We start from the raw sequence: 13706 nt of genomic DNA on the forward strand, positions 1-13706 counted from the left end.
CGATACATCAAACTATCTTCCATTGCAGATCACCGTGTCGATCTAGGACACTATCTGCAGAGACGCGAATCAGCAACGGACACGTGTAAACATGTTAGGTTTGCGACTGGCGGGTTGAGCCAAATGCGCTTCCAGATAGTTCGGTTTTACCGATAGCCCTAAGGTTTCAAAAATCAACCTGCATCCGCTTTTTGGGCGGAGCAAGGAAATTCACAGAGGGTGCCAAAACATTAGTTGACCGACACCCCTGCATTCCCAACATCAAGTGTAGCGTCTTTTCAGTGGACCACCTAAAGGGAATCGCTTAGGTGGCCGAGACCACAGAATTATATAGACTTCCGACCAATAAACAAACGTTTATGTGCCCTGTTGCAGCAGCAGTGATCGGATGTGACCGATGGCCTTGGTGGGGTTCAAACCCTTGGGGCATACGTTCACACAGTTCATGATTCCGCGGCAACGGAACAGACTGAAAGGATCGTCCAGGTCCGACAAACGCTGCTCCGTGATGGTGTCACGACTGTCAGCGATGAAGCGATAAGCCTGCAGCAATCCCGCCGGCCCAATGAACTTATCCGGATTCCACCAGAAGGATGGACAGGATGTAGAGCAGCAGGCACACAGAATGCATTCATACAGCCCGTCCAGCTTGTCCCGCTCTTCCGGGGTCTGCAGGCGCTCGATCGGGGGTACCGGCGTATCATTCACCAGATACGGCTTAATCTTCTCATACTGGTTGTAGAACATGGTCATATCCACAACCAGGTCGCGCACTACGGGCAATCCCGGCAGAGGGCGCAATACCAGCTTACCCTTGCCACCGGTTGCCTGAGAGATAGAGGTAATACAAGCCAGGCCGTTCTTGCCATTGATGTTCATACCGTCGGAGCCGCACACACCTTCCCGGCAAGAGCGGCGATAGGCCAACGAGGAATCCTGCTCTTTCACAAGGTTCAGGACGTCCAGCACCATCAGATCCTTGCCACCGGTTTCAATCTGGTAATCCTTCATGAACGGCTCAGAATCTGTGTCCGGATTGTAGCGATAAATACTAACCTGCAACATATCGATTCACCTTAGTAAGTTCGGACCTTGGGCTGGAACGTTTCCACCTGCTTGGGTGAAAAGTTAACAGCGCGCTGGGAAAGCTTCTTGGTTTTAGGGTCGTAGATTGAGTGAGCCAACCAGTTCTCATCATCACGATCCGGATAGTCATAGCGGCTGTGAGCACCGCGACTTTCCTTACGGCCTTCCGCTGCGATCGCAGTCGCCTCGGCCACTTCCAACAGGTTATCCAACTCAAGGGCTTCGATACGCGCAGTGTTGAACGCGCTGCTCTTATCCACAAGATGAGTATTGCCAATGCGCTCACGCAGCTCTTCCAGCTTCTTAACGCCCTGTATCATCAAGTCGCCTTTGCGGAACACGCCGAAATTGTTCTGCATATTAGTCTGCAGTTCCTTACGCAGTTTGGCGACATCTTCACCAGAGGTGGAAGCCTCCAGGCGATTCAAACGACTGTAAGCACGCTCCAAATCGGATTCTGAGGTATCTCGGTGTTCGATACCTTCTTTCAGAGCCTTCTCAATGAAGAGGCCCGCGGCCCGACCGAAGACCACCAGATCCAACAGGGAGTTACCTCCCAAACGGTTGGCGCCGTGCACAGACACACAGGCAACTTCGCCTACCGCGTACAAGCCGTCGATGATTTTATCTTTGCCATCGGCGTCCTGCATGATCGCCTGACCATGAATGTTGGTGGGAATCCCCCCCATCATATAGTGACAGGTCGGCACCACCGGAATGGGCACCTTGACCGGGTCGGCAGCGGCGAAGGTAATCGACAACTCACAGATACCAGGCAGCCGCTTGTGCAGAACCTCTTCACCCAGGTGATCCAGTTTCAGGAAAACGTGATCGCCTTCAGGCCCGCAACCGCGGCCATCCAGAATTTCCTGCATCATGGATCGGGCCACTACGTCCCGGCCCGCCAGGTCTTTGGCGTTGGGTGCGTAACGCTCCATGAAGCGCTCGCCATCCTTGTTCACCAAATAACCACCCTCACCACGACAGCCTTCTGTCACCAGAACCCCGGCACCGGCAATACCGGTGGGGTGGAACTGCCACATTTCAATGTCTTGTACCGGGAATCCAGCCCGCAGCGCCATACCCACACCGTCCCCGGTGTTGATCAGGGCGTTGGTCGTGGACGCGTAAATACGGCCGGAGCCCCCTGTGGCAAAGACGGTAGCCTTGGATTTGAAGTAAACCGACTCGCCAGTTTCCATGGAGATAGCGATAACGCCGGTTACTGCGCCGTCCTGGTTGGTAACCAGGTCTGCGGCATACCATTCATTATAAAAGTTGGTGTTGTTGCGTACGTTTTGCTGATACAGGGTATGCAGCAGAGCATGACCGGTTCGGTCTGCCGCCGCGCAGGTCCGCGCAGCCTGACCACCTTCACCAAAATTTTTGGACTGGCCACCGAATGGACGCTGATAGATCCGGCCAGCTTCCGTGCGGGAGAATGGAAGCCCCATGTGATCCAATTCGAATACCGCTTCAGGACCGACGCTACACATATACTCGATAGCATCCTGGTCACCGATATAGTCAGACCCCTTGACGGTGTCATACATGTGCCAACGCCAATCATCATTGGGGTCTGCACTGGCGATCGCACAAGTGATACCACCCTGGGCAGACACAGTGTGAGATCGAGTGGGAAACACCTTGGAAATAAGCGCAGTCTTCTGACCTGACTGAGCCAGTTGCAGTGCAGCGCGCATACCGGCTCCACCGCCACCAACGATTACTGCGTCAAACGTTAAAGTACGCATATTGGCCATCTTTTAAATACCCCACAAAATCTGGATGCCCCACACCACGTACACCACTGTTACCAGCGCGCATACAGCCTGAAAAGCAATTCGGATAAACGTGCCTGCGGCGCCCATCTGACGGGTCGTCAGATAGTCTGTGGAGATCGTCCACAGACCAACCCAGGCGTGAGCAGCCATGGACACCAATGCAATCAATGTGAATACGCGCATATAAGTAGTCGACATATAGGTCTGCCACTTATCAAAGGTCAGATCAGGGTTAGCAATGAAGAACCCCATCATGCACAGAAAGTAAACACCCAGAATAACCGCAGTGGCGCGCTGGATAACCCAATCATACAGGCCGTTTTTGCCCAAACTCGTAACGCTGGTTACCATACCCACACCCCCGCAGCAAGAATAAGAACAGCGGACGCCACCAACACCAGAATGGAAAGCGCCCTGGATCCCTCCAGTGTTTCAAAATACCCGGCATCCATTAACAAGTGACGAACACCAGCCACAAAGTGATAGATGAAACCGGCAAGAATAACCCAGAGGATGAGCTTGGCGATCACGCTGTCCATGCACTCTTTCAACTGATCGAAAGACTCCTGACTTTGCAGGGACAAGCCCAAACCCCAAATAAGGAAAGCCATACCAACAAAGATCCCTACCCCCGCGATACGATGGGTAATCGAGGCAATCATTTGCGGCGTAAACTTGATAGTCGTGATATCCAGATTAACAGGTCGTTGACTTTTCACGGTTCTAACCACTGCGACTGTGGCTCCAAAATGGAGCGTTGAAGGAAGTTCCGAGAATAGTTAGGCAAGAAAAATCAGGAAGTTAAATAACCCCGAATTTTGTGCCCCTCTCTCATTCGGGGCCGAAGTATAGTCCCATAGACATTGAAATACAATTGATCTATTGGGGATATAGACGTTTGTATAACAAGCATTTATACCCAGATTGGCGCACAATAATGCCGTCATGCACTACAATGAGCCTGAAATGTGTGACTTAGCGGTCTTTGCTGTTAAAACAATCACTCACGCCTGAAATAAATTGACAAACTTTCGTTGAGTGATTAGTTTTGGCCACCACTTTAGCTCGACCTGATTTGAGGCGTTTGAGCATAAGTAGTCAAATACGTTCACGACAAAGCCGTTCATCGTGGCACAATTACCTTTGTGACACAGGGCTTAAATGCAGAGGCTCCATATTAACGAGCACGTAGGCACAGCTGGCTTCCTATCAGGGAGACAGTTGGTCGTTTCGGCACAATTCCTGCTGGACTGCCTGCTAACCGAGTACAGGAGAGTAATATGACTGAGAAAAGCGCTCAGTTGACCCTAGGCGAAAACACCCTCGATCTTCCCATTTATTCTGGCACAATCGGTCCTGACGTCGTTGACGTAGGCCAGTTGACTGCACAGGGTGTATTCACTTACGACCCAGGCTTTGTTTCCACTGCCGCCTGCGAGTCGAAAATCACCTACATTGATGGCGGCAAGGGCATTCTGTTGCACCGAGGCTATCCCATCGATCAACTGGCAGACCACTCAGATTATCTGGAAGTTTGCTACCTTCTCCTGTACGGAGAGCTCCCCAACGCCGCCGAGAAAGAAAAGTTCGAAAGCACCATCAACAATCACACCATGGTGCATGAACAGCTGCGTAATTTCTATCAGGGCTTCCGGCGCGATGCGCACCCCATGGCCATCATGTGTGGTGTCGTCGGTGCCCTGTCAGCGTTCTATCACGATTCCCTGGAAATCTCCGACGAACGTCATCGCGAGATTGCGGCATTCCGCCTGATCGCGAAGATGCCCACATTGGCCGCCATGTGCTACAAGTACTCCCTCGGCCAGCCGTTCATGTATCCGAAGAACGACCTCAGTTACTCTGAGAACTTCCTGCAGATGATGTTCGGCGTTCCCTGCGAAGAATATGAGGTGAACCCCATCCTGGCCAAGGCCATGGACAAAATCTTCATCCTGCACGCGGATCACGAACAGAACGCATCCACCTCCACTGTACGCCTGGCCGGTTCCTCCGGCGCGAACCCCTTCGCCTGCATCGCAGCCGGAATCGCAGCCCTGTGGGGACCGGCTCACGGTGGTGCGAACGAAGCGGTATTGGATATGCTCACCGAAATCGGCGATGTGTCCAATGTTGATAAATTCGTCGCCAAAGCGAAGGACAAAAACGACCCGTTCCGCCTGATGGGCTTTGGTCACCGCGTGTACAAGAACTACGATCCCCGTGCCAAAGTAATGCGTGAGACCTGCCACGAGGTACTGGGCGAACTGGGTATCAAGGATCCACTGCTGGAACTGGCCATGAAGCTGGAAGACATCGCCCGCTCCGACAGCTACTTCATTGAGAAGAACCTGTACCCCAACGTGGACTTCTACTCTGGCATCATCCTGAAAGCCATCGGGATTCCCACCAGCATGTTCACCGTGATCTTCGCGCTGGCTAGAACCGTTGGCTGGGTTGCCCACTGGCACGAGATGATCAGCGGCTCCTACCGCATCGGTCGTCCCCGTCAGTTGTACACCGGCTCACCACAGCGTGACTTTGTGCCGCTGGACAAGCGATAAGAAAAAAGGCCGCGCAAGCGGCCTTTTTTTTCGGCTATTATTTGAGTCTCCCCCACCTGCACGAAAGGAATAATAATGAAAGTTGCATTTATTGGACTCGGTGTCATGGGCTATCCCATGGCGGGACATCTTGCCAATGCAGGGTTGGATGTGTGCGTCTACAACCGAACCCGAGAGAAAGCCCAGAACTGGCTCGACCAGTTCACTGGCAGTTCAGCAGATACCCCGGCCACCGCCGCCATGGATGCCGAACTGGTGTTCACCTGCGTCGGTAATGACGAGGACCTGCGCGAAGTAGTCATTGGCACCAATGGCATCATTCACTCTATTTGCCCTGACAGCATTCTGGTTGATCACACTACTGCGTCGGCGCAAATAGCGCAGGAGATTGGGTCAATTCTGCAGGCGAAAGGCGCAGGCTTTCTGGATGCTCCGGTGTCAGGCGGACAGCAAGGTGCCGAAAACGGACTACTGACCATCATGTGCGGTGGTGAGCAGACATGCTTCGACCGCGTACAACCGGTGATGAACCATTACGCAAGACAAACCAGCTTGATGGGGGCATGGGGCGCAGGCCAATTGACCAAAATGGTGAACCAGATCTGTATTGCGGGCTTGATTCAAAGTTTGGCCGAAGGTGTGCAGTTCGCACAAAAGTCAGGGCTGGATGTTGAACAGGTCTTTGATGTTATCGGCAAAGGCGCCGCCCAGTCGTGGCAGATGGATAATCGCCACAAGACAATGAATCAGGATCAGTACGATCATGGCTTCGCGGTTGACTGGATGCGAAAGGATTTAAATATCTGCCTGCAGGAGGCGAGGAAAAACGGCGCGCACCTGCCGGTTGCAGCGTTGGTGGATCAGTTTTATTCAGAGGTGCAAAAAATGGGCGGAGGTCGCTGGGATACCTCCAGCTTGCTGAAGCGCTTAGTCTCCTCCTGATGCATTGTTGTAGCTGTCAAGCAGATCATATGATAAGCGGGCCGGCGATTGCATGCGGACGGTAGCCACCGCGGAGACAGTAATGCCGTCCTGCTCCGGCGGGAGCGCCCCCTCACCGACAAAACGGATTCGATTCAAGAATGGGATTCGACTGTTATAGGTATAAGTGGCACGGATACGAAGGATGTTGGCATCCTGAATACTGACATTGGAGCAAATCGTAGCTGAGTGATCGAAAAACTGCATCCCGAAATAGGGTATCTCGCAGTTGGATGGTTCTGCGCACCCGCTGGTGATCACTGGTTGTTGGCCACAATCCAAAAACATCTGGTAAGACGGGTTTAACACTTCAATTCCCATCTTATTCAGTTCTTCAGTCACCACATCAGCGTCACTGCCATCCACACCGCTGGTGGCACGCATGCGGTACTCCAACTCTTTTTTCATGGCTGCCATGTCGATATTCGAAGCTGCACCCACCCGGGCCGCCATCAACGCAGCATACTCCAGATTAGCTTGCGCCTGATAAACCAGGCCGGCATGCACAATTCCGAAGCCAATCAGGAGCATGATGGGCATGACCAACATGGTCTCCACCATAGTAACGCCCGCCTGCTTGTATCCATATGCTTTGTTTAACATTCGCATTGCCCGCTCCTTCTGAGTTCAGAAAACACAGAGCACCGTTTTATCGTCCTTCCCCCCGGCCATTTCACTTTCCTCCACCAGGGATTTGAGTTTCTCCGATGTAGAACGCCCCTCCACCGACAACAATTGGTGCATGCGCCGTTCATTTACAACATCGCTGATACCGTCTGTCATCAACAACAGTTGATCCCCTATCAAGTGAGAGAATCGACTGATCTCAATTTTGACAGACTCCCTGATTCCAAGGGCATTAGTGACAACCTGCTTTTGCACGTCATTCTTGGCAATCAGTTTGGAGTGGTCGCGTGTCAACGCACTCATATCACCATTACGCAGCAGGTAAACCCGACTGTCACCAACATGGCACACCAGCAGCGATTCACCCTGAATCACAATGGCGGCTACCGTGGTCGCCATGCCGTTCAGCTTGGGATCCTGGCCTGCCTGGTAAATCTTAAGGTTTGCACTTTGGATCGCCTGTAGCAGGTCTTCTTCCGGCTGATCACTAGTGGCACATAACGCTTCGATTTCCTGCACCAACGTGCGCGAAGCAAAGTCACCAGAGGGACCACCTCCCACACCGTCAGCGACGACGAAAACACCCTTACTGGCCAGCGCCAGACACGCATCTTCGTTGACGGCAGACTTGTCGCCTTTTTGACTAAGAGTGACTACGTGTACCATTCTTTTTATTTTTTAAGGGAAGTTGCAAGCTGATCCAGGTTCTGCTCGTTGCCATTTGGCAACCGCTTACTGTTAAAACGATCAATGTCTGCTATCAATTTGGAAACCTTGGCCAAATCGGTATCCGGCTCCACTAACGCAGCGTAGTACTTAAAATGGTTTTCAGCTTGCATTAAACGAATGGAAGCCAGGTTGTAATGGGCCTTGAGATGCTTTGGGTCCACCTGAATAACCGCAGTGAAGTAGGCGGCAGACTCATCAAACTCACGCAGACGAAAAGCAATGGTGCCCAAACGATAATTGGCATTGGGCTCATCCGGTTTTAATTGCAGCATGGACTCAAACTCCTTTCGAGCTTGCTCCAACTGCCCTGACTTATACAGCATTTCGCCCTGATCATAATGCACTTTCAGTTGCTGCATCAGCTGCTGAGTGGGTGACATCTTAATAGATGACGCGCCTGACATACTGGTCGGGTTTCCGGCACAGCCGAGCAATGCGCCAACCATAAGAGCCAACAACAAAACTCGACGCATCAGCTTCCCCATTTTTCATACCAGGCCAGTTTAGCACTCGCTTTGGTATGATACTCCGTACCCGGCGGTAGCAACTGGGTGACCTCTGCCCACATGGCTTTTGCTTTATTCGTATTCACGTATTCCAGTCGCAGAGCCTGGCGATAGAGCTGTCGTGCTTTATTGTTGAGGTTGTCGATCGCAATCTTGGCGCTGACACTGTCGCCAAGCTCAACCGCTTTGCTCCAATAATTATAGGCACTGTGGTAGTCACCTTCATTGGATGCGCGATTGCCGCGCTCTACATATTCGTCCATCACCTTGGTAACAATTGAACGACTGTAAACACTCTTTTGGCCATCAAGCAGAGCGGATTCCCTGGACATAAAGTCGGTCCAGATGCTGAATGCCCGATCCTTATCGCCGGCCGCAAACGCTTTCTGCGCGTCTGTGTATTGGGAATACAGGGCATCAATATCCCGGTAACTGGCTTTGACCCGATCCTGATAACTGGCCGAGACGGCAGCATTACCGATGTATTTTTTCAGCTCATCCAACGCCTGCGGAGCCTTACCTTGGATATAAAGACTTTGCGCCGTGGACTGGGCAGCGGCAGCCTGGCTATTCAGGTTGGGGGCCGGTTTGGGCGCGGGCTTGGGCGCCGCCGGAGGCGGAACCACCGCCGTGGGAACAGGGTCTGACAATGTTTCCACCCGCGCCGGTGCAATCGCCAAGCTGGGAGGTGGCGCAATGGAGGAAGCAGGAGGTGGAGCCGCCACATCGGCCACTTGGGGCACCGGAGCAGGCTTCTGCACTGCGGGAGCAGCAGTCTGGGCAGGCGGTGCAACATCGACAGGCGCACTGGTGCGCGGTTGGGTACTCGCAGGGGGCGTGGCCGGCTGATTGACGGGGGGCATCGGCGCGTTCAGTGCAATCCCTTCAGGGCCTGACCCCCTCTGAAAATACAGCATCCCGGCGTAGGCAAAAATGCCGGCAGCCAGCACCAGCACCGCCGCACTTGCTATTTTCTTGGCAGGACTGGGCCCGAAAGTATCATCCCGTTCTACCGCTTCGGATTTGCGCTTGCCAAAAAGCCCGGATTTGGGCTGTTTTACGGTCTCTGGAGTCGACTCCGCGCCCCCCTCTCCGGAATGGAACGTCAGGGAAACCTCCCCCAACTTAATTACATCGTTTTCCTCCAGAATAACCCGGGCAACTTTATAACCGTTGACCTTGATACCGTTGAGGCTTTCCATATCGTTAACAACGAAGCGGCCCGACTGGAATACAATTTCTGCATGCTTGCGGGACACACCCTTGCCCTGTAATACCAAATCACACTCACTACCGCGACCGATAATGAAAGGAAACGTGGTGATTGGATAGGACTCTCCGGTGTCAGCGATGAGGGAGGCAATAGCATCGGAATCTTCGATATCGGCGTAGACTTCCGTGCGATCGGCATCCCAGGATTGTGCCGGCCCCAGACCCGGCTCACTGTGACTTTTTTCGAGTCCGTGTTTTTTCAGATCGAGGACGGGGGTTGATTCGACTACAAAATTATCGGAATTCTGGTTCATTACACTGCCCTGCGTGCAGCCCGAGGACCAGGCCGCGAAATATTATTCTTCTAATACTAAGCATTTAATCAAATATCAACCGGTCATCCAAGTGAATTCCTGTTTTCTTAACGTTACCTTGTGCAATTTCCAGAACGGAGCAGGTGCCACGGGGCGACAGCCTAATTCTATAAGGGCGCACGTTGCTGGAGACCCCTAATACGCGGTTGTCCTGACCCAGAAACACAAGATCTATGGTAAAACGCATGAAAAACGTGTGGATACTGGCGCACGGTGTAATTAATAGACCCTCATCCTCAGCCAGGCTGGAGCGGTTGAGCAACCCGATAAAGCGGGACCAGAAGGTGTTGGCCGTGCGCACGCGAGCCAAGCCCGTGGACCTGGCCTTTCCGGTCCTGGAAGATATTGCCCTACAAACACCCACCATCAGGCTACACCAGAAGATCAACGATGATTTTGGGGAGGAAGTTTGTCTCTGATAACTTCACCACCAAGACAAACCCGATCAGCATGAAAATAATGGGGAACAGGAAGAGCACGAGAGGCAGCAGCATCTTAACCGGCGCTTTGTTGGCGGCTTCTTCCGCCTGATTGAAGCGTTCGCTTCGACGTTGCTCGGCCTGAAGCGTCAAGACCTCAACAATTTCTCCACCGGTTTCTTCGGCTTGGTTAATGGCTGCGACAAAATTGTGAATCGACTTTGTGTCCATCCGTGCCGCCAGATCCAGCAGCGCCTGGCGACGCACCTTCCCTGCCCGGATTTCCCGCAGCAGCTTGCCAAATTCGTCCTTGACCGGCCCCTCAGGCAAATTGGAGATGGCCTGCCCCAGTGAGGTGGAATAGTTCAGGCCCGCGCGCATCGACAGCACCAGCAAATCCAGTAGGAACGGAAACTCTTTTGCTACCCGATTACGACGACGTATAACCTTGTCGTTCAACCAGATATCCGGATAGAAAAAGCCCAATGGTATCATGGCTGCGATGATCAACCTGACCTCACCACCCTGCTCAGTCGGCATGGAAAAAAGCATATAGGAAACCAGGCACGTAAACACCAGACACACAAACTTCAGCGTAAAGAACTCCTCCGCAAGAATGGCATAGTTCATGCCACCGGTGCTTAATCGGGTATTAATGCGATTATAGAGCCGATCGGACATCGCACCGCGCATGTCTGACGAAAACAACCTTACGATGGGTTTGAACAACTTGTAGATCAGTGGCGGTGGATCACGCCAATCTTCCTTTGACTTGACCCGTGTGCGCAGGAACAGATTCACCAAGGCGAAAGCGGCCAGTCCGACAGAAAGCGACATCAACAGAATGGGTATGTATTGGGTCATCGTCTATTGCACCTATACATCCACATTTACAATTTTTTCGATCATGATATAGGCCATAATGGACATGCCAATCATAATCCCCAACCAGATCCAACCCAGCTTGGTGGTGAACAGCATGGACATGGCTTCCGGCTCGATCTTGTAAAAGACATAGCCAATAAATACCGGAAAAAAGGTCGCCAATGTACCCTGTGCTTTACCCATGGACGTCAGCGCCCGAATCTTGCCTTCCACCTTGGATTTCTCCCGGAGAGTTTTCGAAAGCACTTCCAGGGTTTCCGCCAGATTCCCCCCTACCGTACGGGAAATCTTAATGGCGGAGTTCATCAACAAAAGATCGTCACGGTCGATGCGCTTGGCCATGGCATCCAAAGAATCCCCAAGATCTGTACCAACACGATACTCCACCAGCACTTGCGTAAACTCCTGAGCCAAAGGCTGAGGCTGGTTTTTCGCTACCTGTTGAAAAGCCTTAACCAGATTGAGGCCGGATTTCAGTGAGGAGGATATGGAAGAAAGCGCATCGGGCAACTGTTCAACAAATTCATCCGAGCGTCGTGTTTTCATCACTTTCAAAACGAACGACGGCGCAATGAATATGACCACCGCTACTATCAAGGCCACCACCACATTTGCGATCCAGAACACCAGAGGCACCACTATGATGGCGGTAACGAACGTGAGCGTGAACACCTGGCCAGGCTCCATCATTACAACCACATCCCGCAAGCCCTTGTCCACCTGCTGGTAGAAGTTCTTCTGGTACAGGGAAAACACTTGCTTGCCGACGTTGATCATCACCCAGGCAACACAAAAAAAGGCAACGGAAATGAGCCCGAAAGCCACCAGCTGTGCATTGCTCTGTATGATCTGCAGAAGCTCATTCATGACGCCAGGCTACCATTACCGTTTTCAGTAGTGACATCCTGGGCCGGATCCCCGAACAGGGACAGATCCAATTCTATGCCCTGCTCTATTGAATTACGGTAAAACTTTGGAATGTATCCGGTGGGTCTATAGGTTCCGGCGATCTTCCCATTGGCATCATAGCCTTTCCGTATAAACTGAAATATCGGCTCAAGCTGGATTTTGTCATCCTGGAATCCGACAACCTCCATAATGTGGGTGATTCTACGGGTGCCATCCGCCAGGCGGGTTTGCTGAACCAGTATGTCCACGGCAGAGGCAATCTGTTCGCGGATGGCACGGGAGGGCAAGTCCACCCCTGCCATCATCACCATCACTTCCAATCGGCTGAGAAAATCCCCAGGTGAGTTCGCGTGCCCCGTGGTCAGTGACCCATCATGTCCGGTGTTCATCGCCTGCAGCATGTCCAAGGCCTCGCCACCGCGGCACTCCCCCACCACGATGCGGTCTGGGCGCATCCGCAAGGCATTGATCACCAGATCCCGAATGGACACCTTACCCTTGCCTTCAGCGTTCGCCGGTCGGCTTTCCAACGCAACCACATGAGGCTGATTGAGCTTCAGTTCGGCCGCATCCTCGATGGTGATGATACGGTCCTCCGATCCGATGAAGTTCGACAGTATGTTCAGCAAGGTGGTTTTACCTGAACCGGTTCCACCTGAGATAACAATGTTCTGTTTCAGTTCCACTGCGGCTTTCAGGAACAACCCCATCGGTTCGGAGATAGACCCAAAACGAATCAAATCCGACATGAAGAGATTTTTCTTGGCGAACTTACGGATGGTAATGGAAGGGCCATTCAGGGCCAAAGGTGGAATAACCGCATTGACTCGGGAGCCGTCTGGAAGTCGGGCATCCACCATGGGCGAGCTTTCATCTATACGGCGACCGAGCGGTGCCACGATGCGGTCAATAACGGCGAGCAAGGACTGGGTACTGGAGAAGCGGCTCTGCGACAAAGTGAGGCGACCATCTTTTTCCACGTAAATTTGATCGGGACCATTGACCATAATTTCAGTCACCGCATCATCGTTAACCAATGGCTCCAGAGCCCCCAGGCCGACGGCTTCCGCCACCACCTGACGCTGCAGTTCCGCTTTGGTAATTCCATCCGGAATGCGCTCAACGTGATCTTGTATGATTTCACGAGTGGCTTTTTCTGCCTCAATCCGCAGCTCATCCTGCCCCATGGTTTGCAGGTTGGCGCGCTTACGCAGATCAAGGTAATCAAGAATCAAAGAATGAATGCGGCGCTTGAGTGCCACCAGCTCTTCGCTTTCCTGCTCGACGCTCTCTAACTTCTGCCTGCGATCGGTCCCCTCTTCAAACACCGATTTTATAGTAGGAACGGCGGTGATGCGCACGGTGATCTCCCCGAAGCGCAGAGAATCCCCTTCGGACAAGATCATTTCAGCCAATAACCGTTCACCATTCACCCAGGTCCCGTTGGTGCTATTAAGATCCGCCAGCCGGGCACTGCTATCGTCTACCAGAATTTCGGCATGATTTCGGGACACATGACTGTCTGTGAGAATGACATCACAGTGGTCCCCTTTTCCGAGCACAACTTTACCTCGGGGAAACTCGAAAATGGTTTTGTTTTTATTGCTGTCTATGACTTCGAATTTCAACATGG

Annotated in this window: 14 protein-coding genes; 2 read left to right on the forward strand and 12 right to left on the reverse strand. The window is 52.5% G+C overall.

Going from position 1 to position 13706, the window contains the following annotated elements:
- Positions 1–357 precede the first annotated feature (357 nt).
- Genes D9N14_RS10020 through sdhC form a run of 4 tightly spaced genes read right to left on the reverse strand, consistent with a single transcriptional unit; the run spans position 358 to position 3589 of the window.
- The gene (locus D9N14_RS10020) at positions 358–1065 is read right to left on the reverse strand and encodes a succinate dehydrogenase iron-sulfur subunit (RefSeq protein ID WP_317622605.1); all 708 of its coding nucleotides are present in this window, start codon (positions 1063–1065) and stop codon (positions 358–360) included.
- An 11-nt stretch (positions 1066–1076) separates the two neighbouring features.
- Entirely contained in the window at positions 1077–2849 is a 1773-nt protein-coding gene (gene sdhA / locus D9N14_RS10025; RefSeq protein ID WP_290579241.1) for a succinate dehydrogenase flavoprotein subunit, read from the reverse strand.
- A gap of 3 nt (positions 2850–2852) precedes the next feature.
- Positions 2853–3221: a succinate dehydrogenase, hydrophobic membrane anchor protein gene (gene sdhD, locus D9N14_RS10030; RefSeq protein ID WP_290579242.1), complete on the reverse strand. Its 369-nt coding sequence runs from the start codon at positions 3219–3221 to the stop codon at positions 2853–2855.
- Positions 3215–3589 carry a succinate dehydrogenase, cytochrome b556 subunit gene (gene sdhC / locus D9N14_RS10035; RefSeq protein WP_290579243.1) on the reverse strand — a complete coding sequence of 125 codons (375 nt, stop codon included), beginning with the start codon at positions 3587–3589 and terminating at the stop codon, positions 3215–3217. The genes sdhD and sdhC overlap by 7 nt, the downstream gene beginning before the upstream one ends.
- A gap of 561 nt (positions 3590–4150) precedes the next feature.
- Here sdhC and gltA point away from each other — a divergent pair.
- Both gltA and D9N14_RS10045 read left to right on the forward strand, forming a co-directional pair.
- A complete protein-coding gene (gene gltA / locus D9N14_RS10040; protein WP_290579244.1) occupies positions 4151–5431 on the forward strand; it encodes a citrate synthase in 1281 nt (426 codons plus the stop codon).
- A 72-nt stretch (positions 5432–5503) separates the two neighbouring features.
- Positions 5504–6373, forward strand: a complete 870-nt coding sequence (locus tag D9N14_RS10045; RefSeq protein WP_317622608.1) for an NAD(P)-dependent oxidoreductase — start codon at positions 5504–5506, stop codon at positions 6371–6373.
- Here the strand turns inward: D9N14_RS10045 and D9N14_RS10050 are convergent.
- The 8 genes from D9N14_RS10050 to D9N14_RS10080 form a co-directional block, all read right to left on the reverse strand.
- On the reverse strand, positions 6359–7015 hold the full coding sequence (locus tag D9N14_RS10050) for a TadE family protein (protein ID WP_290579246.1): 657 nt from the start codon (positions 7013–7015) through the stop codon (positions 6359–6361). The genes D9N14_RS10045 and D9N14_RS10050 overlap by 15 nt on opposite strands.
- A 24-nt stretch (positions 7016–7039) precedes the next feature.
- Entirely contained in the window at positions 7040–7705 is a 666-nt protein-coding gene (locus tag D9N14_RS10055; protein WP_290579247.1) for a PP2C family protein-serine/threonine phosphatase, read from the reverse strand.
- A 5-nt stretch (positions 7706–7710) separates the two neighbouring features.
- Positions 7711–8253, reverse strand: coding sequence for a tetratricopeptide repeat protein (locus tag D9N14_RS10060; protein ID WP_290579248.1), 543 nt, complete (start codon positions 8251–8253; stop codon positions 7711–7713).
- Positions 8241–9800 (reverse strand): FHA domain-containing protein, encoded by a 1560-nt coding sequence (locus D9N14_RS10065; RefSeq protein ID WP_290579249.1) that lies wholly within the window; start codon positions 9798–9800, stop codon positions 8241–8243. The genes D9N14_RS10060 and D9N14_RS10065 overlap by 13 nt, the downstream gene beginning before the upstream one ends.
- A gap of 64 nt (positions 9801–9864) precedes the next feature.
- Entirely contained in the window at positions 9865–10227 is a 363-nt protein-coding gene (locus tag D9N14_RS22700) for a DUF192 domain-containing protein (RefSeq protein ID WP_411267930.1), read from the reverse strand.
- A 4-nt stretch (positions 10228–10231) separates the two neighbouring features.
- Entirely contained in the window at positions 10232–11143 is a 912-nt protein-coding gene (locus tag D9N14_RS10070) for a type II secretion system F family protein (protein WP_290579250.1), read from the reverse strand.
- 12 nt (positions 11144–11155) lie between these two features.
- Entirely contained in the window at positions 11156–12031 is an 876-nt protein-coding gene (locus D9N14_RS10075) for a type II secretion system F family protein (protein WP_290579251.1), read from the reverse strand.
- Positions 12028–13704 carry an ATPase, T2SS/T4P/T4SS family gene (locus D9N14_RS10080; RefSeq protein ID WP_290579252.1) on the reverse strand — a complete coding sequence of 559 codons (1677 nt, stop codon included), beginning with the start codon at positions 13702–13704 and terminating at the stop codon, positions 12028–12030. The genes D9N14_RS10075 and D9N14_RS10080 overlap by 4 nt, the downstream gene beginning before the upstream one ends.
- Positions 13705–13706 lie beyond the last annotated feature (2 nt).

The sequence above is a fragment of the Ketobacter sp. genome (genome assembly GCF_003671495.1).
Classification (GTDB): Bacteria; Pseudomonadota; Gammaproteobacteria; order Pseudomonadales; family Ketobacteraceae; genus Ketobacter.